Here is a 24,353-nt window from a genome sequence, read left to right as displayed (position 1 = left end):
GGGTGCGCTGGGCAACGGTGCTCGTCGCGGCCGGCCGTGGCCTCCAGCGGGAGCTGGACGGCCCCGGCCTCTGCTCCCCTGTCCGTGGACCGCGTCCGTCGAAAGGTTCCCCCGCACCATGCCTCTGGCTCTGCTGGCCCTGGCTGTCGTCGCCTTCGGCATCGGCACGACCGAGTTCGCCACCATGGGGCTGCTGCCCCAGATCGCCGACGGGGTCGGGGTGTCGGTGCCCCATGCCGGCAACCTCGTCTCGGCCTATGCGCTCGGTGTGGTGGTCGGTGCCCCGGTCCTGACCGGCATCGGCGCACGCGTACCGCACAAGCGGCTGCTGCTGCTCCTGTCGGGGCTGTTCGTGGTCGGCAACGTCGCGTCCGCGCTCGCGCCCGACTTCGGTCTGCTGTTCGCCGCGCGTTTCCTGGCGGGGCTGCCGCACGGGGCGCTGTTCGGCGTCGGCGCCGTCGTCGCCTCCCGGCTGGTCGCACCCGAACGGGCGGCGCGCGCCGTCTCCAGGATGTTCCTCGGGCTGACCGTCGCGAACATCGTCGGCGTCCCCGCCGGCACCGCCCTCGGCCAGCACCTGGGCTGGCGTTCCGCCTACGGCGCCGTCGCCGTCATCGGTGTCGTCGCGCTCGCCGCACTCGCCCTCTTCGTGCCCCACCAGCCGCGCGGCAGGCAGTCCGGCATCCGGCACGAGCTGCGGGCCATGGGCAACAGGCAGGTGGCCCTCGGCCTGGCCACGGCGGTCGTCGGCTTCGGTGGCTTCTTCGCCGTCTACAGCTACCTGGTGCCCATGCTGACGCGTCTGACGGGCATCTCCGACTCCTCGACCACCCTCGTCCTCGCGCTCTACGGCGTCGGCATGACGCTCGGCACGCTGATCGCGGGCCCGCTCACGGACCGCGCCCTGCGGCCGACGCTCTACGCGGGGCTCGCCCTGCTCGCGGCGGGCCTGGTGACCTTCTACTTCGCCGTCCACAGCACCGTCCCGGCCCTGCTGACGATCACCTTCATCGGCGCGATGGGCTCGCTCATCACCACGCCCGTGCAGATGTTGCTCATGGCCAAGGCCAGGAACGCCCCGACCATGGCCGCCGCCTCCAACCACTCGGCCTTCAACCTGGCCAACGCGGGCGGTGCCTGGCTGGGCGGCCTGGCCATCTCCGCGGGCTGGGGCTGGGCGTCGCCCGACCTCGTCGGCGCCGCCCTCGCCGTGGCGGGCCTCGGCCTCGCCTTCACGGGCGGCCTCATGGACCGGGACGGCCACCGCTCCGAGGTGATCACGTCGTCCTCCGCGGGGGCATCGGCGCATACGGGAAGCGAAGAGCCGCTGCGGCGGCCGTGACGCCACGTGAGGGGCGCCGGCTTCGACCGGGCCCATGCGGGGCGGACCGGCCCTTCCACCGGGGCCGGCGTCCGCGGCGCCGGGCCCGTGCGCGCCTGCGAGCCCTGTCCGGCCCCGGCCATGACGCACCTGGTGCCGGTGGTCGCCGGTCCACTTGGGTGTTCGTCGGCTTGAGCGGGGGCCGACGGGTTACCCGGCAGATATGGCGAAGCTGCATCTTCCAGGGCGCAAAGTTCAGGACGACCGTGACCGGGACCCGGCTCCCAGGGTGCCGTCGCCGGAGGAGGCCGGGCCGGACCCGGAGGTCGAGGAGGCCGCCCCGGACACGCCGACCGAGCTGCCCAGGAGCGCATGGGTCGCCGTCTTCAAAGGCAGTCTGAAGGAGTTCAAGGACGACGAGCTGACGGACCGGGCCGCGGCACTGACCTATTACGGGGTGCTGTCCCTGTTCCCGGCCCTGCTGGTGCTGGTCTCCCTGCTGGGCATCACCGGCAAGGCCGCCACCGACAAGGTGCTGCAGAACGTCCAGAAGCTCACTCCCGGCGCGGCGCGCGACATCATCACGCGGGCCGTCGAGCAGCTTCAGAACAACTCCGGGACCGGCTCGGTGATGGCCGTCATCGGCGTCGTGCTGGCCGTGTGGTCGGCGTCCGGATACGTGGCCGCCTTCATTCGCGCCGCGAACGCCGTCTACGACATCCCGGAGGGGCGGCCGGTGTGGAAGGTCCTGCCGGTGCGGGTCGGCGTGACGGTGGTGCTGATGGTGATGGCGGTCGTCAGCGCGCTGATCGTCGTCTTCACCGGCGGCCTCGCCCGCCAGACCGGGCAGACGCTGGGGATCGGGGACACGGCGCTGACCGTGTGGGCCATCGCCAAGTGGCCCGTCCTGGTCCTGCTGGTCACGGTGATGATCGCGATCCTGTACTGGGCCACCCCGAACGCCAAGGTCAAGGGTTTCAGGTGGATCACCCCCGGCAGCCTGCTGGCCCTGTTCATCTGGCTGATCGCCTCCGGCGGGTTCGCCGTCTACGTCGCCAACTTCTCCTCGTACAACAAGACCTACGGCACCATGGCCGGCGTCATCGTCTTCCTCGTCTGGCTGTGGATCAGCAACCTCGCGATCCTGCTGGGCCTGGAGTTCGACGCGGAGACCGTCCGGCAGCGGGCCATCGCGGGTGGCCTCCCGCCCGAGACCGAGCCCTACACCCAGCCCCGGGACACCCGCACCTGGGACGAGGAGGACGTCCGCCGCCTGGACGACGACGTCTGACCGGGTGAGGCGTGGACGCGGAGGACCGAGTGGGGCCGCAGACGCGCGGAGGGGCGCCGGCCGTCGCCGGCGCCCCTTTCGTGTCGGGTTCCGGGGTCGTGCGTATTCGGGTCTCGGGCTGTGAGTATGCGTGACCGCTCGGCTGCTGTGGCGGTCAGCGCGCCACGCGGTGCCTGCGTCCGCCGCGGCGGAAGCGCACGGCGGCGTAGACGAGGTCGATGAGCAGCACGGCGGCGCCGATGATCAGCAGGTAGAACAGGCCGTGCGCGGCGACCCCGATGATGCCCAGGACGACGGCCACGAGGACGAGGAACAGGAACAGGCTCATGGGCTCTCCCAGCGGCTTCGCCGCGTCGGCGGCGTCGGCGGTTCAGCGGCGGCCGAGACGGCGTTCGCCGCCGGCGCCCGGCGCGTAGTCGAGTTCGTAGTGCGCGAAGATCCCCGGCTCGTCCGAGGCGGGCAGCTCCCCGTCGACATCGATCGAGGGGGCCTTCTTGACCACGTCCTTGGACTGAGCGATCTTGAGATAGCCCGGTCCGACGGTCGCCCCGGTGAGCGGAGCGAAGACCAGGCGCCGGCGGGTGGGGAGCCCCACGGTCACCGTCGCGAAGAAGGGCTGGTCGGTCGCGGTGTCGACGTAGATCGCCTCCAGCGCTCCGATCTTGTGACCGCGCGAGTCGACCACGTCGTGCCCGCGCCATTCACGGATGTCGCCTGCCTCGAACATCAGAAACCTCCACAAGAGGGGTACCCCTGCTCACGGTACTGATGTCTGGGGGAGGCTGCCCTGAACAGGCGGGGCGGGCGCGCATGTGTCGCGGGCGGCCGGCACCTCGTCGTGGGGCGAGTCCCCGCCGCAGGCGAGGGATCGGAGGCCGACGTGGCCGGGACGACGCCGGAGGGGACGGCGGCCGCCGAGGCGATGGCCGAGCCGGCCGTCATCGAGGCTTCCGCGGACCTGCTTCCGCCGTCCGGGGATCCGCCGCGGCGGCGAACTCCTCTTCCGGAGCGCCTTGCTCCTCCAGGACTGACCGCACCGGTGTCGACCGGTCGGCACGCTGGTCGACCGGTCGGCGCCCTGCCGGCCGGCGCCACAGGCCGCTTACGGGAAACCGGGAGACCGCCGTGCGTCAGGGCGACTACGTCGTCTGCTTCGTCGATCTGTAGTTTTCTACGACAGGACGCGACGCCGGGTGCGGCGGACCCCGTCTGGCCTGGGACCGAGCCCGGTCCGCACAGCCGACCGGGGCCGCCTCGGGCGCCGAGGGCCGAATCGCGGGGTGTCGCCGGGCAGCCGCGTCGTTCTAGGCTGCCGGAAGTGAGGAATCCACACCTCCCTGAGCCCCCAGTCCCCGGGCAGCGAGCAGCGTCCCGCAACGTCGGGTGGCCGGAGCCCACCTCGCCCCGCGCTGGTGTCCTCCCGCGGGTCCCCGGCCTTCGTCCTCGCGGCTGTTTTCGAGCTGGGGCTCATTCCCGCAGGCCCCGGAGCCGTAGGGACGTTCCCGCGCGGGGTCCTCGCGCCAGGGGACGGCGCGAGCCCTCGCGCACGGCGGCCGCCGCCATCGCCGACTTCAGGCGGCGGCCGCTGCCCGGCCTTCCCGCCGGGCAGGGCCGTGGGCACACGCGCCGTCGAGCGAACGCAGCGCGCGACACCCCGTGCGCGCGGGACACGCCACAGGGGTGCCGCGGGGCCGCTCGTGCCGCGCCGGCGGCCGCCTCCTGATCAGTGCCGCTCCGGATCGAACTCCAGTACCTGTGTGAGCCGGATGTTGTTGCCCGACGGGTCCCGGAAGGAGGTGTCGATGCCGTACGGCTGTGTCGTCGGCGGGTCGTTGAACTCGACGCCACGGGCAGACAGTTCGTCGTAGGCGGCCTTGCAGTCGTCAGTCTCCAGGAACAGTGTGCCGCCCGCGCCCTTGGCCACCAGGTCCGACAGCTGCGCACTGCTCGCCTCGTCCAGCATCGGCTCTCCCGGCACCGGCATCAGCACCAGCGCCGGGCCGTCCCCGGGCGGGGCGACGCACAGCCAGCGGAAGCTCCATGCCTCCATCGTCACGTCGGCCCTGACCTCCCAGCCGAGCTTGGTGGTGTAGAAGGCGAGCGCCTCGTCCTGGTCGTGCACCCAGAACTGCGCGTTGGCGATCTTGATGGTGGTCATGGCCGCTCCTCGGTCGGTTGCCTGGGAACGACGCTAGGCAGCGGACGATGGCGTGTCTTCTCGAAACGTGCGGTTCCGCGGCCGCGCGTAGGCCATCGCCACGCACCGGGGGACGCGCACGTGCCGGGCGGCCGGCGGATGCGCCGCCCGGTAGGCCTGCGGCGTCACCCCGTACATCCGCCGGAAGCTCGTCGTGAACGAGCCGATGCTCAGCGCGCCGACCGCGACCCCGATCGAGGCGACCGTCCAGTCGGTCGCCAGCAGCAGGGCCGCGGCCCGCTCCAGGCGGCGGGTCAGCAGGTACTGGTGCGGGGACTCGCCGAACGCGGCCTTGAAACTCCGGCTGAAGTGGGCCGGCGACAGCGCGGCGGCCGCGGCCATGTCGGCCACGGTGAGTGCCTCGCCGTAGCGGGCGTCCGCGAGATCCTTGGCACGGAGCAGATGACGGGCGATCGGAACCTGGGCCACGGATCCATTGTGCGGTCGGCGGTGGCGCCGTGCCGTCCTCGCGAGGAGGCCCGGGACCGAACCGCCTGCCGGCGGCCTGGCCCGCACCGTGTACGGCGATGCCGGACATCGGCACGTCCGGCGGTTTGATCCCCGCGATCGGGTACAGGCGATATGTATGGCCCAGTCGATACAGGAAACAGAACGCAAGTACGCGGCGCCTGCGGCCGACGACATCTCCTGGCTGTCCGACCTGGCGGGCGTGGACCCGGTCGTGTCGCTGGCCGACCGGGGAGTCCACGAGCTGGACGCCGTCTACTACGACACCGAGGACCTGCGCCTGACGAGCGGCAGCGCGAGTCTGCGGCGCAGAACCGGCGGGACGGACGAGGGATGGCACCTCAAACTTCCGCTGCCCGGCGACAGCCGGGAGGAGATCCGCCTCCCGCTGTCCGAGGAGGTGCCGGACGAACTGCGCGAACTGACCCTGTCGCGCACCCGTGGAGCGGACCTGCGGCCGGTGGTGCGCATCCGTTCCACCCGCTCGGTGCGCGACCTCCTCGACGCCGAGGGCTCCGCCGTGGCCGAGCTCAGCCTCGACTCGGTGCGGGCGGACTCCCGGCTCGTGCCCGGTCTGCACGCCATGTGGACGGAGATGGAGGTCGAGCTCGCCGAGGGCGCCGACCCCAAGCTTCTGAAGCACCTCGAGAAGGTGCTGCGGAAGAACGGCGTCGAGCGGGCGTCCAGCCCCTCCAAGGTCGCCCGCGCACTGCAGGAGACGACGCCGGCTCCCCGCGGAGGCGCGGGCGCGGAGGTCGAGCCCGGCTCGGCCGGCGCGCACGTACAGGCCTACCTCGAACGGCTGGTGCGCGCCCTGATCGACCTCGACCCGGCCGTACGGCGCGATCGGCCGGACGCGGTGCACAGGATGCGCACCACGATCCGCCGGCTGCGCGGCTGTCTGCGGTCCTGTCGTTCCGTCCTCGACCGCGAGGTCACCGATCCGGTCCGGGCGGAGCTGAAGTGGCTGGCCGGAGAACTGGCTCCGGAACGCGACCACGAGGTGCTGCGGGACCGGCTGACGGCGGGCGTGCGGGCACTGCCCGGCGAGCTGGTCCTCGGCCCGGTCGGGGCGCGGTTGCAGGCGTGGGACGCGGCGGAGCAGGCCGAGGCCCGCCGCCGCACCCTCGAGGCGCTGGCCTCGCCCCGCTATCTGCGGCTGCTGGAGTCGCTGACCCGGCTGCTCGAGGACCCGCCCCTGCGGGCGAAGGCGTCGGGCAGGCCCGAGAAGGTCCTGGCCAAGGCGGTCGTCAAGGAACACCGGCGGCTGCGCACGCGCATGGACCGGGCGCTGGCGATGCCCGCGGGTTCCGAGCGCGACGCGGCCATCCACCATGCCCGCAAGGCGGCGAAGCGCGTCCGTTACGCCACGGAGACGGCCCGCCCGGCCCTCGGCAAGCCCGCCAAGCGCCTCGGCAAGCGGGTCAGGACCGTACAGCGGATCAGCGGCGACCAGCACGACGGCGTCGTGGCCCGCGAGGTGCTGCGCCGCCTGGCCATCGCGGCCCACGCCGCGGGCGAGCCCGGCTTCACCTGGGGCGTGCTGCACGGCCAGGAGAGGGCCGCCGGACAGGCACGGACACGCCGGCTGCCCAGGGCCTGGGAACGCGCCAGGAAACCGCACCTCGGGTAGTGCGGGCGGCCGCCGACGGCCGCCCGCCGCGCGCGGGGAAGCGACGGCGGCCCCGCGCGGCGCCCGGCCCTCGCCGTCACAGCAGCAGAAGCGCCGCCACCGCACTCACGCAGGCGACCAGAGTCAGTGCCGATGCCACGCAGCGCCGCCGCAGCAGGCAGTAGCGGCTCTCGTATTCCGCGCGCAGGGAGTGGCACCGAGCGGCGACCCGCTCGAGATCCGTCCGGCTGCGCTGGAGGCTGTCGGCCACGTACTGCTGCTCGATCTCGGTTCGCCGAGCGCCGGTCAGCCACGGCAGCCGCTCGGTGAATTCCCGGGCACGGTCCTCCGCTTCGGCGATCCGGGCCCGCCACAGCAGGTAGCCCTCCACCTGGTTGACCATGTCGGCGGCCGTACGCACGTCCCCGCCGGCTCTGTGTGCTGGTCCGGTCATGCGGGCAGCCTGTGGCTCTCGTCCATGTCCGTCTTCGCGATGTGCGGGTGGTGCAGGTCGAACGCCGGGGATTCGCTGCGGATCCGCGGCAGGGTGAGGAAGTTGTGCCGCGGCGGCGGGCAGGACGTCGCCCACTCCAGCGAACGGCCGTAGCCCCACGGGTCGTCGACGCCGACCGGCTTGCCGTACTTGGCCGTCTTCCACACGTTGTACAGGAACGGCAGGACCGACAGGCCGAGCAGGAACGAACCGATCGTGGAGACCGTGTTGAGGGCGGTGAAGCCGTCGGCGGCCAGATAGTCGGCGTACCGGCGCGGCATGCCCTCGGCGCCCAGCCAGTGCTGCACCAGGAACGTGGTGTGGAAGCCGACGAACAGCGTCCAGAAGGTGATCTTGCCGAGCCGCTCGTCGAGCATCTTGCCCGTCCACTTCGGCCACCAGAAGTGGAAGCCGGCGAACATCGCGAAGACGACCGTGCCGAAGACGACGTAGTGGAAGTGCGCCACCACGAAGTACGAGTCCGAGACGTGGAAGTCCATCGGCGGCGAGGCAAGCAGGACGCCGGTCAGGCCGCCGAAGAGAAAGGTCACCAGGAAGCCGGCGGACCACAGCATGGGCGTCTCGAAGCTCAGCGAGCCCTTCCACATCGTTCCGAGCCAGTTGAAGAACTTCACCCCGGTCGGGACCGCGATCAGGAACGACATGAAGGAGAAGAACGGCAGCAGTACGCCGCCGGTGACGAACATGTGGTGCGCCCACACCGAGACCGACAGACCGGAGATCGCGATCGTCGCGCCGACCAGGCCCAGGTAGCCGAAGATCGGTTTGCGGGAGAAGACGGGGATGATCTCGGAGACGATGCCGAAGAACGGCAGGGCGATGATGTACACCTCCGGGTGGCCGAAGAACCAGAAGAGGTGCTGCCACAGCAGGGCGCCGCCGTTGGCCGCCTCGAAGACGTGCGCCCCGAACTTGCGGTCCACCTCCAGCGCGAGCAGGGCGGCGGCCAGCACGGGGAAGGCGAACAGCACCAGGATGCTGGTGAGCATCACGTTCCACACGAAGATCGGCAGGCGGAACATGGTCATTCCCGGCGCGCGCATGCAGGTGATGGTGGTGATGAAGTTGACCGCGCCGAGGATCGTGCCGAAACCGGACAGGGCCAGGCCCATGATCCACATGTCCGGCCCGATGGGCGGCGAGTGAACCGCGTCGTTGAGCGGCGCGTAGGCGAACCAGCCGAAGTCGGCCGCTCCCTGCGGGGTGAGGAAGCTGCCCAGCGCGATGAGCGAGCCCAGCAGGTACAGCCAGTAGGCGAACATGTTCAGCCGAGGGAAGGCCACGTCAGGGGCGCCGATCTGCAGCGGCATGATCCAGTTGGTGAATCCGGCGAACAGCGGTGTGGCGAAGATCAGCAGCATGATCGTGCCGTGCATGGTGAAGGCCTGGTTGTACTGCTCGTTGGAGAGGATCTGGATGCCCGGGCGCGCCAGCTCGGCGCGCATCACCAGCGCCATCACCCCACCGATCAGGAAGAACGCGAACGACGTGCTCAGGTACAACGTGCCGATCGTCTTGTGGTCGGTGGTCGTCAGCCACTTGACCACGACGTTCCCGGGCCGTTTGCGGCGCAGCGGCAGCTCGTCGGTGTAGTGACCACCGGGTGCCGCGGCGCCCTGAGGCTCGTTGAGGATGCTCACAGGTCGTCCGTCTCCTGAAACTCGCCCTGCCCTGCCGATCGCCTGCCATCCTCGTGGCGCCGGGGCAGCCCTCGACGCCCCGGGGAACCGACACGCCACCCGCCGCCCCCGGGTCTCACACGATCGGAGCAACCGGGGCGCCGGGGCACCCGGCCCGTGATCCCGGATACGGGCGTTCTCGCATATCGCCGGTCTGCCGGGTACTCGCGGACCATGGCTACACACGACCAGAAACCCGAGGGCGACATCGAGAAGGCGGAGGAGGAGCGGGCCGCCTCCCGGCCGTTCAGCTATCCGTATCCCGAGCGTCGCTCCAACGTCCGTGCCACCCGGCACATCTCTCGCGAGGAGGCCGAAGCGGACAGCGTGCCCGGTGTGCCGGGCGGCTACGGGACCTCCGGCGGCGGGCAGCCGGGCAGGACGAGCAGCGGCGCCGACGAGGCCGACCCCGACCAGCACTGACAACTGCGCCCGCAGCGGAAGGAGTCACCATGACGGTGCCCGAGGAGAACCGGCCGAAGACGACCACGACCGACGAGGTGGTCGCCGGCGAAGGCAACGAGGCCGCGAAGGACACGTCGAAGGACAGCTCGCCGGGAGCGACCGGCCGCACCGTGCGCGAAGCGCTGGAGGAGGCCGGGGTGAGCCCGGAGGACTTCGAGGAGTCGTGAGCCCCGGTCGCGGCTGCCGCCACGTCCCGGTCGCCTCCCGGGCCCCGGCCGTCCGCGGCTTCAGCCGCCGGGCCCCGGGTCCGGGTGCACGGCAGACTTGATGCCGGCGCGCGCCGCCTCCAGTTGGGCGGCGAAGGCGATGCCGAGGAAGAGGGCGACGCCGGTGACGTTGGCCCACAGCAGCAGGGCGACGAAGGCGGTCAGGGGCCCGTAGACGGCCCCGAACGAGCTGCTCCTGCTCACGTACAGCGCCAGCAGCCACGTCGCCGCGACCCACAGGACGAGGTGGACCGCGCTGCCGAAGGCGAGCCAGGTGTAGCCCGGCTGCCTGCGGCGCGGTGACCACCGGAAGATCACGGCGGAGGCGATCCAGGCGAGCGCCAGCCCGACGGGGACCTCGAGCGCGGCCCACCAACGGTCCGTGCCGCCGTGGGAGCCCAGCGTCGTGGCGATGGCGTCGCCGACCGCCTCTCCGGCCACGAGCACCACGAACCCGAGGACCATCGGCAGGCCGGCCGCCATCGCCAGCAGCAGGGCACGCCCGTATTTGCGCGGGAAGGGCCGGTCCCGTTCGATGCCGTAGATACGGTTGGCGCCCCGCTCGATCTGGCCCATGGCGGAGGCGAGGTTGAGCACGGCGAAGCCGAGGCCCAGCCAGAGGGCGAGTGTGCTCCAGATGTCGCCGTGTGCGCTCTGCCGGGAGCGGGCGAACGCCTCCTTGAGGACCCCGGCACCGGTGCCGGGCACGATGTCGCCGAGGGACCGTTCGACGATGCGGCCCGCCGCGTCGGTGTGCACGGACGTGGCGAGGCCGACGAGAGCCAGGGTCAGCGGTACCAGGCCGACCACGATCTGGAAGCCGAGGGCCCGCGCGTGGGAGAAGCCGTCGCCGTAGCGGAACCGGGCGAAGGAGTCGACCAGCAGCCGTACGCCGCCGTAGCGCCGCAGCGCGGTCAGCGCCTCGTCTCCGGAGAGTTCCTCCCCGATCATGTCCCTGGTCTGCGGGACGTGCACGGCCGTTCCCATCGCGGACAGGCTCCCTCCTGCGAACCGGGGCCCTCGCCCCGGCCTCTGCCTGGTGCATGCCAGTTCCGACTGCCCCGGAACGGCCGGTTCAACGGGGGGCGGCAGGCGCGCGGCCCCGGATGCGGCCGCGGGGTGCCTGCCGGCGGTGCCCAAACGGCCCGGGGACCGGCCGGTCGTGTGCCCGCCCGGTGCCGCGGCGTCCGTCCGCCGGCCGGTCAGCCGGGGAAACCGGCGGTCAGCCGGGGAACCGGCCGGTGGAGCGCAGGAGCCAGCGGCGTTCCGCGTAGGCCAGGTCGTCGCGCCACAGGCGTCCGGCCGTCGAGGCCATGAGCCGGCGCAGAACGGGTGCCGCCGTGCGTGCGGCGGCGAAGCCGGGGCGCTCGGAAGAGGCCACCACCGCTTCGACGACGGTGGTGCGGGGCCGGCCCCGTTCGTCCGTGCCGAGGGGGGTGGCGTGGGTCTCGACGACGGAACCCCGGCCCTCGCCCCCGGTGATGCGCATGACGATCGTGCGTGGTTCGGGGCTGGTGAAGACCGCCCGCACCGGTACCACGAGCCGCCCGGCGACCTTGAAGGAGACGTCGACGACGAACCCGTCGTCGTCCGCCTCGTCCGCCTCGTCCGCCTCGTCCGCCTCCTCCGCCTCGTCCGGGGAGCCGGCGTGGTGCGGGTCCTCCGCGCCCGGTGTGCGGACGACGGTCAGGTCGACGAAGGAGTACGGGTGGAACCAGGCTCCGTGCCAGGGGTCCAGCCGGTTGGCCACCACGTCCTCGGGTTCGCAGGTCCCCACGCCCGTGTAGACGGCGGAGACCGACCGCGACAACGGCGGGCGGGGCGGTACGACCGGTGCGCGCAGCGGCGGTTCGCCGCCGACCGCGTCCAGGCGCACCCAGACCAGGACCCCGTCGTCGTGCACGGGGAACGGGTCCCAGCCGGCGAACGGCGCGCCGTCCAGGGCCAGTCCGTGCCAGTGGCACACGAGCGTGCCGCACCGGACGGGGCTGTCCGCCAGCGGCGCCCCCAGGTGCGGGCAGACGCCGGGGCCCGCCGCGAGCCGCCCGTGCGCGGTGCGCCACACCACGATGTCCTGACCCGCCACCGTGCCGGACAGGGGCCGGTCGTCGCGTACGTCACGGCTCGCGCCGACGACGTACCAGTTGCCGGACGGACGGGCCTGGGCCCGCTTCAGCGCCTCGGCGATGGTGCCCGGCCGGGCCTGGCGCCAGGTGGGCTGCTGCTTCTCCCAGCGCACCGGGTGGCGCCGCAGTGAGAGGGGAAGACGGCCGGAGCGCCTGCGGGGTGTCATGCGAACCTCCGGTGCATCGGCTCGGGGGCGGACGCGGGCGCCGGTCCTTCCGGCACCGCGGGCGCCGGCTCCCGTGGGGTACGGGGCGGTCGGTGGCGGAGCCTGGCCGCGGCCACGCGCGCCAGGCCGTCGAGGGCCACGGCGGCGCGGCGGCGCCGTGGGACCGCGGCGCGCCGCTGCACCGAGCGGTAGCCGTCCTCGGCGACCGCGTCCAGGATGCCGCCGTAGAGGACGAACGCCGTACGGATGCAGGGGCGGGAGAGGGGATGGAGCATGGCGAGTCCCGGGGCCGCCTCGCGGTACAGCTCGCGGGTCAGCCGTTCGAAGTCCCGGAGCGCGGCGGTGATGCGGCGGTCCGCTCGTGCGGTCCTCCGGCTCCACAGCAGCAGCTGCCGGTCCACGCCGTGCGCGGCCAGCAGGTCGGCGGGCAGGTAGACGCGGCCGCGGTCGAGATCCTCGCCGACATCCCGCAGGAAGTTGGTGAGCTGGAAGGCCACGCCCAGTGCCGCGGCGTGCGGCGCCGCTTCCTCGCGGGGGACGACCGTGCCGAGCACCGGCAGCATCTGCAGGCCGATCACCTCGGCCGAACCGTAGGTGTAGCGGCGCAGGTCGGTGTAGGTGGCGTAGTCCGTGACGTCGAGGTCGGCGCGCATCGCGGTCATGAAGTCGGTGAAGTGCCGGTGGTCGATGGCGTACCGGTGGGCGGTGTCGGCCAGGGCGCGGACGACCGGCTCGGTGCTGTCGCCCTCGCGCAGGCCCGTCCGCAGGTCCCGTTGCAGCCGGGCCAGCCGGGCGGAGCGCTCCAGGGCGGTGGTCGCGGGGTCGAGTGTGTCGACGATGTCGTCGGCCCAGCGGGCGAATCCGTACAGGGCGTGCACCGCCGGCCGGTGCTGCACCGGCAGCAGGCGGGTGGCGAGGAAGTACGTCTTGCCGTGCCGGGCGTTGAGCCGCCGGCAGCGGGCGTACGCCTGGCGCAGCCCGGGGTCGGTGATGCCCGCGGCGTCGAGTTCGCGGTCGCTCACGCCGGCCTCCTCTCCCGTCGGCCGCGTGACCCCGACAGCGCGCCCGCGCGGTGCGGGCGCGGGCCGCCCGTGATGCGTGCCGCGGCCAGCTTGCCGGACAGCAGGACGGTCGGCACGCCGACGCCGGGCGTGGTGCCGCAGCCGGCGAGGACGGCGTTGGCCGTCCCCCGCGGCAGGTTGCGCGGCCGGAAGGGCCCGGTCTGCGCGAAGGTGTGGGCGGCGGAGAAGGGGGAGCCCGCCGCGTGTCCCTGCGCCTGCCAGTCGGCCGGGGTGACCAGGCACTGTTCCTGGATGGCGGAGGCGATGCCGTCGAGGCCGCGCCGGTCCAGTTCGGCGAGGAGACTGTGCCGGTAGCGGGGGGCCAGGTCGCCCCACTCGGCCGCGCTGGGGCCGAGCCGGGTGTTGGGGCAGGGCGCCAGGATGTAGTGCAGGTGGCGGCCGGGCGGGGCGAGCGTGGGGTCGGTGGTGGTCGGGCGGGTGACGAGCAGGGACGGATCGCTCATCAGCCGGCCCGTCTCGGTGAGCTCGCGGAAGGTCTGCCGCCAGGCCGCGCCGAAGGAGAGGGTGTGGTGGGCCAGCCACGGCCAGGTGCGGTCGGTGCCGGCGTGCAGGATCACGGCGGAGGGGGAGAAGCGCAGCGGTACCGGGCGCTTGGGCGCATGGCCGAGCAGGCGGTAGGCGACGGGCAGGTCGGGGGTGAGGACCACGGCGTCGCAGGGGATCCGGTCGTGCGCGGTGACGACGGCCGTGACGCGGTCGCCGGAGCGCTCCAGCCGGCTGACCGGCTCCGAGAAGCGCAGGTCGGCACCGGCCGCCGCGGCGGCGTCCGCCATGGCCCGGGGCAGGGCGTGCATGCCGCCGCGCGGGAAGAACACGCCCGCGACGGTGTCCATGTAGGCGATGACGGCGTACGCGGCCAGCGCGTCGGCCGGTGCCACGCCCGCGTACAGGGACTGGAAGGAGAAGATCCGCTTGAGCCGTTCGTCGTGCAGGAAGCGGCCGATCCGCGCGTCCAGCCGGCCGAAGCCGCCGAGCGCGGCCAGCCGCGCCAGGTCGGGGGCGAGCAGTTGCGCGGGGGAGTCGAAGTTGGCGTCGATGAAGTGCCGCATCTGCGCCCGGTAGAGCCTCTCCAGCCAGGCGCGCAGCCTGCGGTAACCGGCGGCCTCCCGCGGCCCGGCGAAGCCCTCGACCTCCGCCTCCATGGCCTCCGCGTCGGTGTGGACGTCCAGGAGGCTGCCGTCCGCGAACCGCGCCCGGTACGCCGGGAGCAGCGGCACGAGGTCGACCCGTTCGCGCAGGCTCTCGCCGACGGCGGCGAAGGCCTCGTCGGCGAGGTGGGGCATGGTCAGCACGGTGGGACCGGTGTCGATGTGGTAGCCGTGGCGCGTCAGGCGTCCGGCGCGGCCCCCGGGTGAGGCGTCGCGCTCGACGACGGTGACCCGGCGTCCGGCGCCGAGCAGGTGCAGCGCGGCCGCCAGCCCGGACAGACCGGCGCCGACGACCACGACGTGGTCGGTGCGCCCGGGAACGGTGCGGGTCATCGGCATCCCTCTTCCTCGGCGGTGGTCGGCAGCAGGGACACGGCGACCTGGTCGCCGGGCGCGCCGCCCTCGGTGTCCGCCGGCGTGCCGGCCGCGGAGCGCAGCAGCTCGCCCAGCCGGCTCGCGGCGTGCGGTGCGAGCGGGACGCTGTCGAGGCGGCGCAGGCCCTGGGCCGTCAGCCGTTCGATCCTGGTCTCGACGGTGGCCCGTGCCCCGGTGGCCTCGAACACGTCGCGCACCGTGGCCAGCTCCGCGTCGGAGGCGTCGGCCCGGCCGAGCGTGCCGTGCAGTACGGCGAGGGCGCGCCGGTCGCCCGCGGTCTCGGCCCGCGCCTGCGCCACGGCGGCGAGATACGTGGGCTTGCCGCTGCGGACGTCTCCGCCCGAGGGCTTGCCGGTGTCGTGCGGGTCGCCGAAGGCGTCGAGGAGGTCGTCGCGCAGCTGGAAGGCGAGGCCGATGCTGCGGCCCACCGAGCACAGGGCGCGGGTCGTGGCGGCGGCGGCACCGGCCAGCGCGGCCCCCAGCCCCAGCGGGCGCTCCACGGAGTACAGGGCGCTCTTGAGGCAGGCGGCGCGGACCGCGCGGGCGAGGGAACGCGCCGAGGTGGCCTCGCCCTGGACGTCCAGGTACTGCCCGGCCACCATCTCCATGCGCATGGTGCTCCACAGGTCCCTGACCCGCCGGGCGGTGGCGGAGGGCAGGTCGGTGTCGGCCACCACGTCGTCCGCCCACACCAGGGCCAGGTCACCGGCCAGGATCGCGGCCGCCTGCCCCAGGCGTGCGCCGCGCGGCCCGGTGACCGTGCCGCCGTACTGACCGGCGACGTCGGCATGGAGCGAGGGCCGCCCGCGGCGCACCGGTGCGGCGTCCATCACGTCGTCGTGGACGAGGGCACAGGTCTGGATCAGTTCCAGGGCGGCCGCGATCCGCAGGGTCGCCCACGTCACGGACGATCCGCCGCCGCAGGCACGCATCGCCCACCACACGAACCGGGAGCGGGTGAGCTTGCCGCCGTCCTGCGTGAACTCCGCGACGCGTGCGGCCAGGTCCTCGGCGAAGAGCGGGTCCACGGCCTCGGCCGCGCTCATCCGCTGGGCGAGTGACTCGGCGAGCACACCGCGCACGGCGCCGGTGACGTCGGCGTCCACGGCGCGGGGATCGTGGGGGCCGCTCCGGTGCGCGGCGGGCGCGGTGCCGGGTGGGCGGTTCTCGTGCGAGTGGCCCCAGGGTTCGGCGGGGTTCCGCGCGAGGGCGGGAAAGTCCTGCCCCGAGGACGGCTGTGCCCCCGGGCAGGGGGCGGGGCGGTGATCCTGTGCCGCGGTGGGGCTCGTGCCGGGTCCCGTCATCGAGTTCCTCGCGATCAGAGCTGATTTCGTCGTCCTTGCTTCGGTTCGGGCTGCGGCGACGGATGCGGAGCGGTACGAAAAACGGCGGAGACATGAGCGCGCCGTGTCGGGGCGCGGCCGGGGCGGCCGCGGCCGGTGCGCACCGGCCGGGGAGCCGCCCTCGCTCCGAGCGGCCGCCCGGCGAGACGGAGTGCCCAGACCGGTCGCGACCCAAACGGGCGCGCCTGTCGCGGAGGCGCGGCCACCGGCGGGTGACGATCGCATCCGAAGGGGTACCGCACCCGGAATGGTGTCGGCAGGCGGACAGCCGACGGACGGGCGGACGGCTCGGAAGGAGTGAGGTGATCGTGCTCGAGGCGGACGTCGCCATCATCGGGGCCGGAGCGGCCGGTCTGTCCCTGGCCCACCGGCTGTCCCGTCCCGCACCCGGCCCCCGCTGCCTGTCGGTGGTGCTGCTGGACGCCCCGCCCGGCCCGTTGCGCCCGCCCCGGCGCACCTGGTGCTTCTGGGAAGCCGGCCGCGGACGCTACGACGCCGCCGTCACCGCCTCCTGGCGCCGCCTGCGCGTGCACCCGCCCACGGGGCGGCCGATCGAGGACGACATCTCGCCGTTGCGGTACAAGATGATCCGCTCGCAGGACTACGAGTTCCTCATCGCCCGCGACCTCGCGCGGGACACCGGGGTACGGCGGGTGGAGGCGACGGTCGAGAGCGTGGAAGGCCGTCAGGAGGGCGCGGTGATCCACGCCCGTGCGGCGGACGGGCAGGCCCGTTCGGTGCGGGCGCGCTGGGTGTTCGACTCCCGTCCGGCGGGCAGCCTGCCTGCGGCCCGGACGACGCTGCTGCAGCACTTCCGCGGCTGGTTCGTGCGCACCGGCCGTCCGGTCTTCGATCCGGCACGGGCCGACCTGATGGATTTCCGCACGCCGCAGCCCGCCGAAGGGCTGTCCTTCGGCTACGTACTGCCGACCGGTGCACGACAGGCCCTGGTCGAGTACACCGAGTTCTCCCCGTCCGTACTGTCCACCGAGGCCTACGACGCGGCACTGGACCACTACACCGGCGCCGTGCTGGGCCTGAAGGACCTCGAGATCGTCGGGACCGAGACCGGTGTCATCCCCATGACCGACGCCCGTTTCCCACGGCAGACGGCGCCGTCCGTCTTCCGCATCGGCGCGGCGGGAGGAGCCACCCGCCCCTCGACCGGCTACACCTTCGCCGCCGTGCAGCGGCAGACCGCGGCCGTCGCGGCCGCCCTGCGGCAGGGGCGCCGGCCGGTGCCCCCGCCGCCCCACTCCGCGCGCTCGCGGGCCATGGACGCCGTACTGCTGCACGCGCTCGACAGCGGCCTGGTGGACGGCCCCGCCTTCTTCTCGGGCCTGTTCGCGCGCGTGCCCATGAACCGGCTGCTGCGCTTCCTGGACGGCGGGACCCGGCCGTACGAAGACCTCGGCATCGGCCTGCGCACCCCCGTCCTGCCCATGCTCCGCGCCGCCGCGGAGGTCCCGCGGCTGCCCCGGCGCCCCTTTCCCGACCTGTGACACAGCGACGCACCCCGCCCACTTCCCGAGGAGACGGCATGACCGTGCTGCGCGACGGAGATCTCTCCGCCGCCTTCGACCACGCGGCCCGCACCTACGACACGCTGGTCGCCGCCAACCCCGGCTACCACGCCCACTTGCGCCGCTCGGCCCGCAGACTCGGCCTGTCCTCTCCCGCCGGCGCCCCGCCGCGGGTGCTGGACCTCGGCTGCGGCACCGGCGCCTCCACCGCCGCGCTGTGCGCCGCCCTGCCGGGCGCCGACATCACGGCCGTGGACGCCTCCGCCGGGATGCTGCAGCGGGCCCGGGCCAAACGCTGGCCCGGGACGGTCAGGTTCGTGTGCGCCCCGGCGGAAGGCCTGGAGCAGGCCGGTGTGCACGGGCCGTTCGACGCGGTGTTCGCCGCCTACCTCTTGCGGAACGTGGCCGACCCCGACGCCGTGCTCGGCACCGTCCACGACCTGCTCGCCCCGCACGGCCGGCTGGCCGTGCACGAGTACACGCTCAGCGGGCGCCCGGTGCACCGCGCGGTGTGGACGGCCGTGTGCCGCGGCCTCGTGCTGCCCGTCGCGAGCGCACTGGGCGACGGCGACCTCTACCGGCACCTGTGGCGCAGCGTCGTCGACTTCGACACCGTCGACGTCTTCGCCGACCGCGTCCGCGCCCGCGGATTCGAGCGGGTGCGGGCCCTGCCGCTGCCCGGCTGGCAGACGGGCATCACCCACACGATCCTGGGCCGCCGCGCCGGCTCCGCTCCCCGGACGCCACGGTGACCGGGACCGTCCGCCCCGGCCGGGACCGCCGCGCCGTCTTCCTGCCCGCGCCGCCGGGCACACCCCGGCTGAGCGGGCCGCCGCGCACCACCGCCGTCGTCGGCGCGGGCATCGCGGGCCTGACCGCCGCGACGGCCCTGACCGAACGCGGCACCGACGTCACGCTGTACGAACGCGAGGCATACCTCGGCGGCCGGGTGGGCGGCTGGCCGATCGAGCTGTCCGACGGCTCGCCCGCCACCATGAGCCGCGGCTTCCACGCCTTCTTCCGCCAGTACTACAACCTCCGCTCCCTGCTGAGCCGCACCGACACCCACCTCGGGCGGCTCACCGGCCTGCCCGACTACCCCCTGCTGCACAGCAGCGGACTGCACGACGGCTTCCGCAGGGTCCCGCGCACGCCGCCGCTGAGCGCTCTGGGCTTCGCGGCGCTCAGCCCGTCCTTCCGCTCGCGGGACCTGGTCCGGATGAACCCCGCCGCCGCGCTCCCGCTGCTCGACGTCCGCGTCCCGCGGGTCTACGAGCGGCTGGACGGCGTCAGCGCCCACGACTTCCTCGCCTCGCTGCGCTTTCCGCGGGCCGCGCGCCATCTGGCCTTCGAGGTCTTCTCGCGCAGCTTCTTCGCCGACCCCCGGCTGCTGTCGGCGGCCGAGATGGTGCTGATGTTCCACATCTACTTCCTCGGTTCCGCCGAGGGGCTGCTCTTCGACGTGCCCCGCGACCCCTTCCCGACGGCCCTGTGGGAGCCCCTGCGCACCTACCTGAACCGGCACGGCGCCGCAGTGCGCACCTCGACGCCCGTCGAGCGCGTGGCGCCCACCGGTGACGGCGCCTTCACCGTCGTGACCGGCGGCGGGGAGAGGCGCTACGACACCGTCGTCCTGGCCCTCGACACCCCCGGACTGCGCGCCCTGGTCGGCCGGTCGCCCCGGCTCGGCGACGCCGCCTGGCGCGAGCGCGTCGGCCGCCTGCGCGCCGCCCCGCCCTTCCTCGTCTCCCGCCTCTGGCTGGACCGCCCCGTAGCCGCCGGCCGGCCCGGGTTCCTGGGAACGGCCGGATACGGCTCCCTGGACAACGTCAGCGTCCTGGAACGCTGGGAGGGCGAGGCCGCCCGCTGGGCGGCCCGTACCGGTGGATCCGTGGTCGAACTGCACGGCTACGCACTGCCCGAGGACGCCGACCGGGACACCGAGGCCGCCGGTCTGATCCGGCAGCTGCGGCGTGTCTACCCGGAGGCCCGCCACGCGCGGATCATCGACGAACGTCACGAATGGCGCCGCGACTGCCCCCTGTTCCCGGTCGGCGGCTACGACGACCGCCCCGCCGTGCGGACCCCGCAACCGGGTCTCGTACTCGCCGGCGATCTGGTGCGCACGGACCTGCCGGTGGCTTTGATGGAGCGGGCGGCAACCAGCGGATTCCTCGCCGCCAACGAGATCCTGCAGCAGTGGGGCGTACGGGGCCACCCGCTGTGGACCGTGCCCGACCGGGGCCGGAACCGGCTGCTGCGAGCCCTGGCGACCGATCGGATTCGGCCACCTGTTCCCCGAGATGCGTGAAACGGCGATGAAAACGAGAATCAAGGGTATTCGGCAGCGAGCGGCAGAGCGGCCGCGTCCAGCGCAAGCGGCTGACCAGTCGCTTCGAGTACGAGGGATACGAGGGAAGGCATCCATGATGACGCCGGTGTTGACGACTGAGGCCCGGGCGGAACAGCTGTCGGAGGTCGCCGATGCCACTCACGTCACCCCCAAGGACGCCCGGGAGCTGACCCGCCACTTCCTTGCGCGGCTGGCTGTGCTGGAAGAGGGCACGCAGGAGCACCAGTACGCCCGCAACACCCTGATCGAGATGAACATCTCGCTGGTGCGCTACGCCGCCGCCCGGTTCCGCAGCCGCGGGCCGCAGGAGATGGAGGACATCGTCCAGGTCGGTGTGATCGGGCTGATCAAGGCCATCGACCGGTTCGAGGTGACGCGCGAGGTCGAGTTCACCTCCTTCTCGATCCCCTACATCGTCGGCGAGATCAAGCGGTTCTTCCGTGACACCTCCTGGGCCGTGCACGTCCCGCGCCGGCTGCAGGAGGCCCGGGTGCAGCTGGCCCAGGCCACGGAGGAGCTGAGCAGCCGTCTGGGCCGGGCGCCGACGGTCGCGGAGCTGTCGCAGCTGATGAGCCTGTCCCAGGAGGAGGTCATCGAGGCACGCGTGGCCTCCAACGGCTACAACTCCTCCTCCCTCGACGCCGCCATCTCCGGCAGCGAGGACGGCGAGAGCGTGCTGGCGGACTTCATCGGCAGCGAGGACGGCGCGCTGGAGCTCGTGGAGGACTTCCACGCGCTGGCGCCGCTCATCCACGACCTCGACGAACGCGACCGCCTGATCCTGCACCTGCGTTTCGTGGAGGAGCGCACCCAGGCCGAGATCGGCGAGCGCCTGGGCATCTCGCAGATGCACGTCTCCCGTCTGCTCAACCGCCTGCTGGGCCGCCTGCGCGAGGGCCTGGCGACCACCGGCTGAGCAGTCCGGGCCGCCCGCCCGGCGGGTGCGGGTTCAGGCCACCGTCCGGCCGTCGACGGAGATGCCCAGCCGGCCGGCCACGGTGGTGAGCGCTCTTCCCAACGGCAGCGCGACCCGGGTGCGGGCGTGCTGGTCGCCCCGGGTCGGATCGAGGTTGACGATCACCACCGGCGTTCCGGCCCGGGCGGCCTGCCGTACGAATCTCAGCCCGGACATCACCGTCAGCGAGGAGCCCAGGACCAGCAGCGCGGCAGCCCCGCGGACCAGTTCCCGGCAGTGCTCCACCCGCTGCGGCGGAACCGCCTCGCCGAAGAACACCACGTCCGGTTTGAGGATGCCGCCGCAGCCGGTGCAGGGCAGCACGCGGAAGTCGCCGACCTGCTCGTCGGTGAGGTCGGCGTCGCCGTCCGGGTTGATGCCGGCGGCCACCGGGCCGAAGCCCGGATTGGCCGCCTCCAGCCGGCGGGCGAGTTCGCCGCGCGGGCTGAGGGCACCGCAGGACAGGCAGCGCACCCGGTCCAGGCTTCCGTGGAGCTCCACGACTCCCTCGCTGCCGGCCGCCTGGTGCAGACCGTCGACGTTCTGGGTGATCACGCCCGAGAGCAGGCCGCTGCGCCCGAACGCGGCCACCGCGCGGTGCCCGGCGTTGGGGCGGGCGCGGCCGAAGGTGCGCCGGCCGAGGTGGCTGCGGGCCCAGTACCGGCGCCGGGCCTGGGCGCCGGCGGTGAACTCCTGGTAGGTCATCGGAGTGTGCCGGCTCAGGCTCCCGCCCTCGCCCCGGTAGTCGGGGATGCCCGACTCGGTGGAGATGCCGGCACCGCTGAGGACCAGGACCCCGCCGGCGCTCAGCAGATCGGCCACCGGTCCCGGATCCGTGGTGGCCGCGGGCAGATCCTCGGCAGGGGTCCAGCTCAGAGTGGGGCGCATGCGCATGCCGCCAGGGTACGGAACGGGGTGCCGGTCCCTGCCGCGTACCGGAGCCGTCCCTCCTCGTGATCCGACAAGCGGGTCAAACAAAAGGGTCGGAATTGGGTCTGATGACAGATCCACCAACTCCCTGCCGTCATTGCCATGACGCATCGACCGGGTCGCCTGCCGGCCCTCGCCCAGCTCGCCAACTCCATGGGTGACGGCGCCTGTTACGTGACCTCGGCGCTGTACTTCACCCAGGTCGCCCATCTCGCTCCCGGGCGCGTGGGCCTCGGTCTGACCCTCGCCCGGGGGAGCCGGCTCGCTGGTCGGGGTGCCGCTCGGACGGCTCGCGGACCGGCGCGGGCCCCGCGGCATGTCGGTGCTGCTGGCGCTGGCGACCGCCGCGGCGATCGCCTCGTTCCTGCTCGTCTCGGGATTCGTGGCCTTCGTCGCCGCGGCCTGTCTGTACGCCGCCGCCCAGTCCGGGCTCTCGGCGGCCCGTCAGGCGCTGCTGGCGGCCCTGGTGCCGGCCGAGCAGCGCACGGGGCTGCTGGCCCGCCTGGACGGGCAGTTCCGCGGAGATTCCGAACCTGCCGTACTCGTCGAGGCGGCCTCAGTGCGGGAACGGACGTTTCGGCATCACCGCAACCGGCCCAATGCCGAGCGGCTGTCATCGTCCGCGGCGCGGTAGATCAGCAACCGCTGGTCCGGATCTTGAAGTGGCGCGAGAACTTCGAAGTGCACTGCGATCACACCGACGTCAGGATGCCGCAGCACCTTGTGCCCCCGACCGTTGACCTTGATGTCTCGCTCGGCCCACAACCGCGCGAATTCCTCGTCACGAGTGATGAGTTCGGCGATGAGATCGGTCAACGCCTGATCCTCCGGACAGGCGGCCCACGCGGCGCGCAGGTGGGCGACCCCTTCCCGCACGACGCGCTCGCGGTCGACATAGAACTCACGCATCTGCGGATGCACCAGACACAGCCACATCGCATTGCGCTGCGACGGCGGCAGGGTGTCGACATCCAGCAGCAGCCTCGCCATTTCGCTGTTCCAGGCCAGGATGTCGTAGCGGTGGTTCATCAGCATGGCCGGCAGCGGCGACAGGTCGGCGACCAGACGGGCCAGCGGCGGCGCAGCAGTGGCGGCAGGCTTGTCGGCGCTGCGGGGACGCTGCCGGGCCAGGTTGAAAAGGTAGGCGCGTTCGGCAGGGGCCAGGCGCAGCGCCCGGGCCAGGGCCTCCACCACCTTCGCTGAGGGCCGCAGTCCGCGGCCCTGTTCCAGCCGCACGATGTAGTCGATGCTGACCCCGGCCAGTTCGGCGACCTCTTCGCGGCGCAATCCCGGGGTGCGCCGGGCCTGCTGACGTGACGGCAGGCCGACATCGTGCGGGTCCAGGCGTTCGCGCCGGGCCCGCAGGAACACGGCCAGCTCCTGTGCCGGGTCCACGGTGCGGATCATCATGCTCGATCCAACAGCCAGGGTGGGACTGGTGTTCCCAGGAACGTCCTTCCCTTATGCCCGGCTCGCGGCGGTCACAGGCTTGTTCTCGGCAAGGGATCACAAACACAGGAGGAGACGATGTCGCTCACCCTCGACACCTACCGGCTGCTGGGCCGCTCCGGGCTGCGGGTCTCACCGCTGGCACTGGGCGCGGCGACCTTCGGCACCGAATGGGGCTGGGGCGCCGAGCCGGACGAGGCACGCGAGCTGTTCGACCTCTACGTCGAGCGCGGCGGCAACTTCATCGACACCGCCAGCACCTACACCAACGGCAGTTCCGAGCGCCTGCTGGGCGAATTCACCCACGAAAACCGCGAAAGCCTGGTGCTGGCAACGAAGTACACGACGCTGCGCCGGCCCGGCGACCCGAATTCCGGGGGCGCTCACCGCAAGAGCCTGTTCGCGTCGGTGGAAACCAGTCTGCGACGGCTGAACACGGACTACATCGATCTGCTCTACCTGCACGTGTGGGATTTCACGACGCCGGTCGAGGAGATCCTGCGCGGCATGGACGACCTGGTCCGTCAGGGCAAGGTCCTCTACGTGGGGATCTGCAACACCCCGGCCTGGCAGGTGTCGCGTATGCAGGCGATCGCCGACTTGCGCGGCTGGTCGCCACTCATCGCTCTGCAGACCGAATACAACCTGATCGAGCGTACCGGGGAACGTGACCTGATCCCCATGGCACGGGAGATGGGCCTGGGGGTGGTTCCGTTCTCCCCTCTGGCCGGCGGGGTGCTGACCGGCAAATACGGCCGCGACGACCTGACCGCGACGGAGGTCGCCGACGACGGCACCCGCAAAGGCTTCAACATCGCCAACGGCGCGCTCACCGAACGCGGTCTCGCCATCGCGGACGTCGTGAAGGAGGTCGCCACCGAGCTGGGCCGCACCCCCGGGCAGGTCGCGCTGGCCTGGTCCCTGAAGAACCCGGGCGTGACAGCACCGATCACCGGCGCGCGCACCACCGCGCAGCTGAGGGACAACCTGGGTGCCCTGGAGGTCGATGTCACCGCCTCCCAACTGGCCCGCCTCGAAGAGGCCGGCGCGATCGGGCTCGGCTTCCCGCACGACTTCCTCGCCGGCGCCAGGGGCCGTTCTGTGAACAGCGGCGACCTGAAGATCGAAGCCCGCCGCTGACGCCGGATC

24 protein-coding genes are annotated in these 24,353 nt (G+C 72.9%); 11 read left to right on the top strand and 13 right to left on the bottom strand.

Features of this window, described 5'->3' with window-relative positions; translation table 11 throughout:
- Positions 1–118 precede the first annotated feature (118 nt).
- Together ACJ9NR_RS01455 and ACJ9NR_RS01450 are read left to right on the top strand one after the other, a co-directional pair.
- The gene (locus ACJ9NR_RS01455) at positions 119–1,342 is read left to right on the top strand and encodes an MFS transporter (RefSeq protein WP_412490224.1); all 1,224 of its coding nucleotides are present in this window, start codon (positions 119–121) and stop codon (positions 1,340–1,342) included.
- A 202-nt stretch (positions 1,343–1,544) separates the two neighbouring features.
- Positions 1,545–2,612, top strand: coding sequence for a YihY/virulence factor BrkB family protein (locus ACJ9NR_RS01450; RefSeq protein ID WP_412490225.1), 1,068 nt, complete (start codon positions 1,545–1,547; stop codon positions 2,610–2,612).
- A 154-nt stretch (positions 2,613–2,766) separates the two neighbouring features.
- On the opposite strand, the gene ACJ9NR_RS01445 is transcribed toward ACJ9NR_RS01450, so the two are convergent.
- From ACJ9NR_RS01445 to ACJ9NR_RS01430, 4 genes are all read right to left on the bottom strand, one after another.
- Positions 2,767–2,940, bottom strand: a complete 174-nt coding sequence (locus ACJ9NR_RS01445; RefSeq protein ID WP_412490226.1) for a hypothetical protein — start codon at positions 2,938–2,940, stop codon at positions 2,767–2,769.
- 42 nt (positions 2,941–2,982) lie between these two features.
- On the bottom strand, positions 2,983–3,339 hold the full coding sequence (locus ACJ9NR_RS01440) for a PRC-barrel domain-containing protein (protein WP_412490227.1): 357 nt from the start codon (positions 3,337–3,339) through the stop codon (positions 2,983–2,985).
- 996 nt (positions 3,340–4,335) lie between these two features.
- A complete protein-coding gene (locus ACJ9NR_RS01435) occupies positions 4,336–4,770 on the bottom strand; it encodes a VOC family protein (protein ID WP_412490228.1) in 435 nt (144 codons plus the stop codon).
- Positions 4,771–4,803: 33 nt separating this feature from the next.
- Positions 4,804–5,238: a helix-turn-helix domain-containing protein gene (locus ACJ9NR_RS01430; protein ID WP_412490229.1), complete on the bottom strand. Its 435-nt coding sequence runs from the start codon at positions 5,236–5,238 to the stop codon at positions 4,804–4,806.
- A 157-nt stretch (positions 5,239–5,395) separates the two neighbouring features.
- Between ACJ9NR_RS01430 and ACJ9NR_RS01425 the strand changes: the two genes are divergently transcribed.
- A complete protein-coding gene (locus ACJ9NR_RS01425) occupies positions 5,396–6,910 on the top strand; it encodes a CYTH and CHAD domain-containing protein (protein ID WP_412490230.1) in 1,515 nt (504 codons plus the stop codon).
- Positions 6,911–6,986: 76 nt separating this feature from the next.
- Here ACJ9NR_RS01425 and ACJ9NR_RS01420 read toward each other — a convergent pair whose 3' ends face one another.
- Positions 6,987–7,343, bottom strand: a complete 357-nt coding sequence (locus tag ACJ9NR_RS01420) for a cytochrome C oxidase subunit I (RefSeq protein WP_412490231.1) — start codon at positions 7,341–7,343, stop codon at positions 6,987–6,989.
- Positions 7,340–9,043: an aa3-type cytochrome oxidase subunit I gene (gene ctaD, locus ACJ9NR_RS01415; protein ID WP_412490232.1), complete on the bottom strand. Its 1,704-nt coding sequence runs from the start codon at positions 9,041–9,043 to the stop codon at positions 7,340–7,342. The genes ACJ9NR_RS01420 and ctaD overlap by 4 nt, the downstream gene beginning before the upstream one ends.
- Before the next feature lie 213 nt (positions 9,044–9,256).
- Here ctaD and ACJ9NR_RS01410 point away from each other — a divergent pair, with 213 nt between their 5' ends.
- Both ACJ9NR_RS01410 and ACJ9NR_RS01405 read left to right on the top strand, forming a co-directional pair.
- Entirely contained in the window at positions 9,257–9,505 is a 249-nt protein-coding gene (locus ACJ9NR_RS01410; RefSeq protein WP_412490233.1) for a hypothetical protein, read from the top strand.
- A gap of 29 nt (positions 9,506–9,534) precedes the next feature.
- A complete protein-coding gene (locus ACJ9NR_RS01405; protein WP_412490234.1) occupies positions 9,535–9,714 on the top strand; it encodes a hypothetical protein in 180 nt (59 codons plus the stop codon).
- A 60-nt stretch (positions 9,715–9,774) separates the two neighbouring features.
- On the opposite strand, the gene ACJ9NR_RS01400 is transcribed toward ACJ9NR_RS01405, so the two are convergent.
- From ACJ9NR_RS01400 to ACJ9NR_RS01380, 5 genes are all read right to left on the bottom strand, one after another.
- Positions 9,775–10,740, bottom strand: coding sequence for a YihY/virulence factor BrkB family protein (locus tag ACJ9NR_RS01400; protein WP_412490235.1), 966 nt, complete (start codon positions 10,738–10,740; stop codon positions 9,775–9,777).
- A gap of 235 nt (positions 10,741–10,975) precedes the next feature.
- Positions 10,976–12,046: a Rieske (2Fe-2S) protein gene (locus tag ACJ9NR_RS01395; RefSeq protein ID WP_412490236.1), complete on the bottom strand. Its 1,071-nt coding sequence runs from the start codon at positions 12,044–12,046 to the stop codon at positions 10,976–10,978.
- Positions 12,043–13,068 carry a phytoene/squalene synthase family protein gene (locus ACJ9NR_RS01390; protein ID WP_412490237.1) on the bottom strand — a complete coding sequence of 342 codons (1,026 nt, stop codon included), beginning with the start codon at positions 13,066–13,068 and terminating at the stop codon, positions 12,043–12,045. The genes ACJ9NR_RS01395 and ACJ9NR_RS01390 overlap by 4 nt, the downstream gene beginning before the upstream one ends.
- Positions 13,065–14,609 carry a phytoene desaturase family protein gene (crtI, locus tag ACJ9NR_RS01385; protein WP_412490238.1) on the bottom strand — a complete coding sequence of 515 codons (1,545 nt, stop codon included), beginning with the start codon at positions 14,607–14,609 and terminating at the stop codon, positions 13,065–13,067. The genes ACJ9NR_RS01390 and crtI overlap by 4 nt, the downstream gene beginning before the upstream one ends.
- On the bottom strand, positions 14,606–15,757 hold the full coding sequence (locus tag ACJ9NR_RS01380; RefSeq protein WP_412490239.1) for a polyprenyl synthetase family protein: 1,152 nt from the start codon (positions 15,755–15,757) through the stop codon (positions 14,606–14,608). Before ACJ9NR_RS01380 ends, crtI begins: the two co-directional genes overlap by 4 nt.
- Before the next feature lie 545 nt (positions 15,758–16,302).
- Here ACJ9NR_RS01380 and ACJ9NR_RS01375 point away from each other — a divergent pair.
- From ACJ9NR_RS01375 to ACJ9NR_RS01360, 4 genes are all read left to right on the top strand, one after another.
- The gene (locus ACJ9NR_RS01375) at positions 16,303–17,496 is read left to right on the top strand and encodes a lycopene cyclase family protein (RefSeq protein ID WP_412490539.1); all 1,194 of its coding nucleotides are present in this window, start codon (positions 16,303–16,305) and stop codon (positions 17,494–17,496) included.
- Between the two features lie 38 nt (positions 17,497–17,534).
- Positions 17,535–18,269, top strand: coding sequence for a class I SAM-dependent methyltransferase (locus ACJ9NR_RS01370; RefSeq protein ID WP_412490240.1), 735 nt, complete (start codon positions 17,535–17,537; stop codon positions 18,267–18,269).
- The gene (locus ACJ9NR_RS01365; protein ID WP_412490241.1) at positions 18,266–19,828 is read left to right on the top strand and encodes an FAD-dependent oxidoreductase; all 1,563 of its coding nucleotides are present in this window, start codon (positions 18,266–18,268) and stop codon (positions 19,826–19,828) included. The genes ACJ9NR_RS01370 and ACJ9NR_RS01365 overlap by 4 nt, the downstream gene beginning before the upstream one ends.
- A gap of 118 nt (positions 19,829–19,946) precedes the next feature.
- On the top strand, positions 19,947–20,786 hold the full coding sequence (locus tag ACJ9NR_RS01360) for a SigB/SigF/SigG family RNA polymerase sigma factor (RefSeq protein ID WP_412490540.1): 840 nt from the start codon (positions 19,947–19,949) through the stop codon (positions 20,784–20,786).
- A 33-nt stretch (positions 20,787–20,819) separates the two neighbouring features.
- Here ACJ9NR_RS01360 and ACJ9NR_RS01355 read toward each other — a convergent pair whose 3' ends face one another.
- Positions 20,820–21,719 (bottom strand): NAD-dependent protein deacetylase, encoded by a 900-nt coding sequence (locus tag ACJ9NR_RS01355; protein ID WP_412490242.1) that lies wholly within the window; start codon positions 21,717–21,719, stop codon positions 20,820–20,822.
- Positions 21,720–22,029: 310 nt separating this feature from the next.
- On the opposite strand from ACJ9NR_RS01355, the gene ACJ9NR_RS01350 reads away from it, so the two are divergent.
- On the top strand, positions 22,030–22,389 hold the full coding sequence (locus tag ACJ9NR_RS01350) for an MFS transporter (RefSeq protein WP_412490243.1): 360 nt from the start codon (positions 22,030–22,032) through the stop codon (positions 22,387–22,389).
- Here ACJ9NR_RS01350 and ACJ9NR_RS01345 read toward each other — a convergent pair.
- Entirely contained in the window at positions 22,338–23,165 is an 828-nt protein-coding gene (locus ACJ9NR_RS01345) for a helix-turn-helix transcriptional regulator (protein WP_412490244.1), read from the bottom strand. The genes ACJ9NR_RS01350 and ACJ9NR_RS01345 overlap by 52 nt on opposite strands.
- A 117-nt stretch (positions 23,166–23,282) precedes the next feature.
- On the opposite strand from ACJ9NR_RS01345, the gene ACJ9NR_RS01340 reads away from it, so the two are divergent.
- The gene (locus ACJ9NR_RS01340) at positions 23,283–24,344 is read left to right on the top strand and encodes an aldo/keto reductase (protein ID WP_412490245.1); all 1,062 of its coding nucleotides are present in this window, start codon (positions 23,283–23,285) and stop codon (positions 24,342–24,344) included.
- Positions 24,345–24,353: the final 9 nt, after the last annotated feature.

Source organism: Streptomyces sediminimaris, assembly GCF_047049295.1.
Classification (GTDB): Bacteria; Actinomycetota; Actinomycetes; order Streptomycetales; family Streptomycetaceae; genus Streptomyces; species Streptomyces sediminimaris.
Note: the sequence above shows the minus strand (reverse complement) of the source record. Positions and strands in the feature narration are given on the sequence as shown.

What these genes read in the sequence shown, in the direction of transcription:
- ACJ9NR_RS01455 (WP_412490224.1), top strand. Translation starts at nt 119, where the DNA reads ATGCCTCTGGCTCTGCTGGCCCTGGCTGTCGTCGCCTTCGGCATCGGC.
- ACJ9NR_RS01450 (WP_412490225.1), top strand. Translation starts at nt 1,545, where the DNA reads ATGGCGAAGCTGCATCTTCCAGGGCGCAAAGTTCAGGACGACCGTGAC.
- ACJ9NR_RS01445 (WP_412490226.1), bottom strand. Translation starts at nt 2,940, where the DNA reads ATGAGCCTGTTCCTGTTCCTCGTCCTCGTGGCCGTCGTCCTGGGCATC.
- ACJ9NR_RS01440 (WP_412490227.1), bottom strand. Translation starts at nt 3,339, where the DNA reads ATGTTCGAGGCAGGCGACATCCGTGAATGGCGCGGGCACGACGTGGTC.
- ACJ9NR_RS01435 (WP_412490228.1), bottom strand. Translation starts at nt 4,770, where the DNA reads ATGACCACCATCAAGATCGCCAACGCGCAGTTCTGGGTGCACGACCAG.
- ACJ9NR_RS01425 (WP_412490230.1), top strand. Translation starts at nt 5,396, where the DNA reads ATGGCCCAGTCGATACAGGAAACAGAACGCAAGTACGCGGCGCCTGCG.
- ACJ9NR_RS01420 (WP_412490231.1), bottom strand. Translation starts at nt 7,343, where the DNA reads ATGACCGGACCAGCACACAGAGCCGGCGGGGACGTGCGTACGGCCGCC.
- ACJ9NR_RS01410 (WP_412490233.1), top strand. Translation starts at nt 9,257, where the DNA reads ATGGCTACACACGACCAGAAACCCGAGGGCGACATCGAGAAGGCGGAG.
- ACJ9NR_RS01405 (WP_412490234.1), top strand. Translation starts at nt 9,535, where the DNA reads ATGACGGTGCCCGAGGAGAACCGGCCGAAGACGACCACGACCGACGAG.
- ACJ9NR_RS01400 (WP_412490235.1), bottom strand. Translation starts at nt 10,740, where the DNA reads ATGGGAACGGCCGTGCACGTCCCGCAGACCAGGGACATGATCGGGGAG.
- ACJ9NR_RS01395 (WP_412490236.1), bottom strand. Translation starts at nt 12,046, where the DNA reads ATGACACCCCGCAGGCGCTCCGGCCGTCTTCCCCTCTCACTGCGGCGC.
- crtI (WP_412490238.1), bottom strand. Translation starts at nt 14,609, where the DNA reads ATGACCCGCACCGTTCCCGGGCGCACCGACCACGTCGTGGTCGTCGGC.
- ACJ9NR_RS01370 (WP_412490240.1), top strand. Translation starts at nt 17,535, where the DNA reads ATGACCGTGCTGCGCGACGGAGATCTCTCCGCCGCCTTCGACCACGCG.
- ACJ9NR_RS01360 (WP_412490540.1), top strand. Translation starts at nt 19,947, where the DNA reads ATGACGCCGGTGTTGACGACTGAGGCCCGGGCGGAACAGCTGTCGGAG.
- ACJ9NR_RS01355 (WP_412490242.1), bottom strand. Translation starts at nt 21,719, where the DNA reads ATGCGCATGCGCCCCACTCTGAGCTGGACCCCTGCCGAGGATCTGCCC.
- ACJ9NR_RS01345 (WP_412490244.1), bottom strand. Translation starts at nt 23,165, where the DNA reads ATGATGATCCGCACCGTGGACCCGGCACAGGAGCTGGCCGTGTTCCTG.
- ACJ9NR_RS01340 (WP_412490245.1), top strand. Translation starts at nt 23,283, where the DNA reads ATGTCGCTCACCCTCGACACCTACCGGCTGCTGGGCCGCTCCGGGCTG.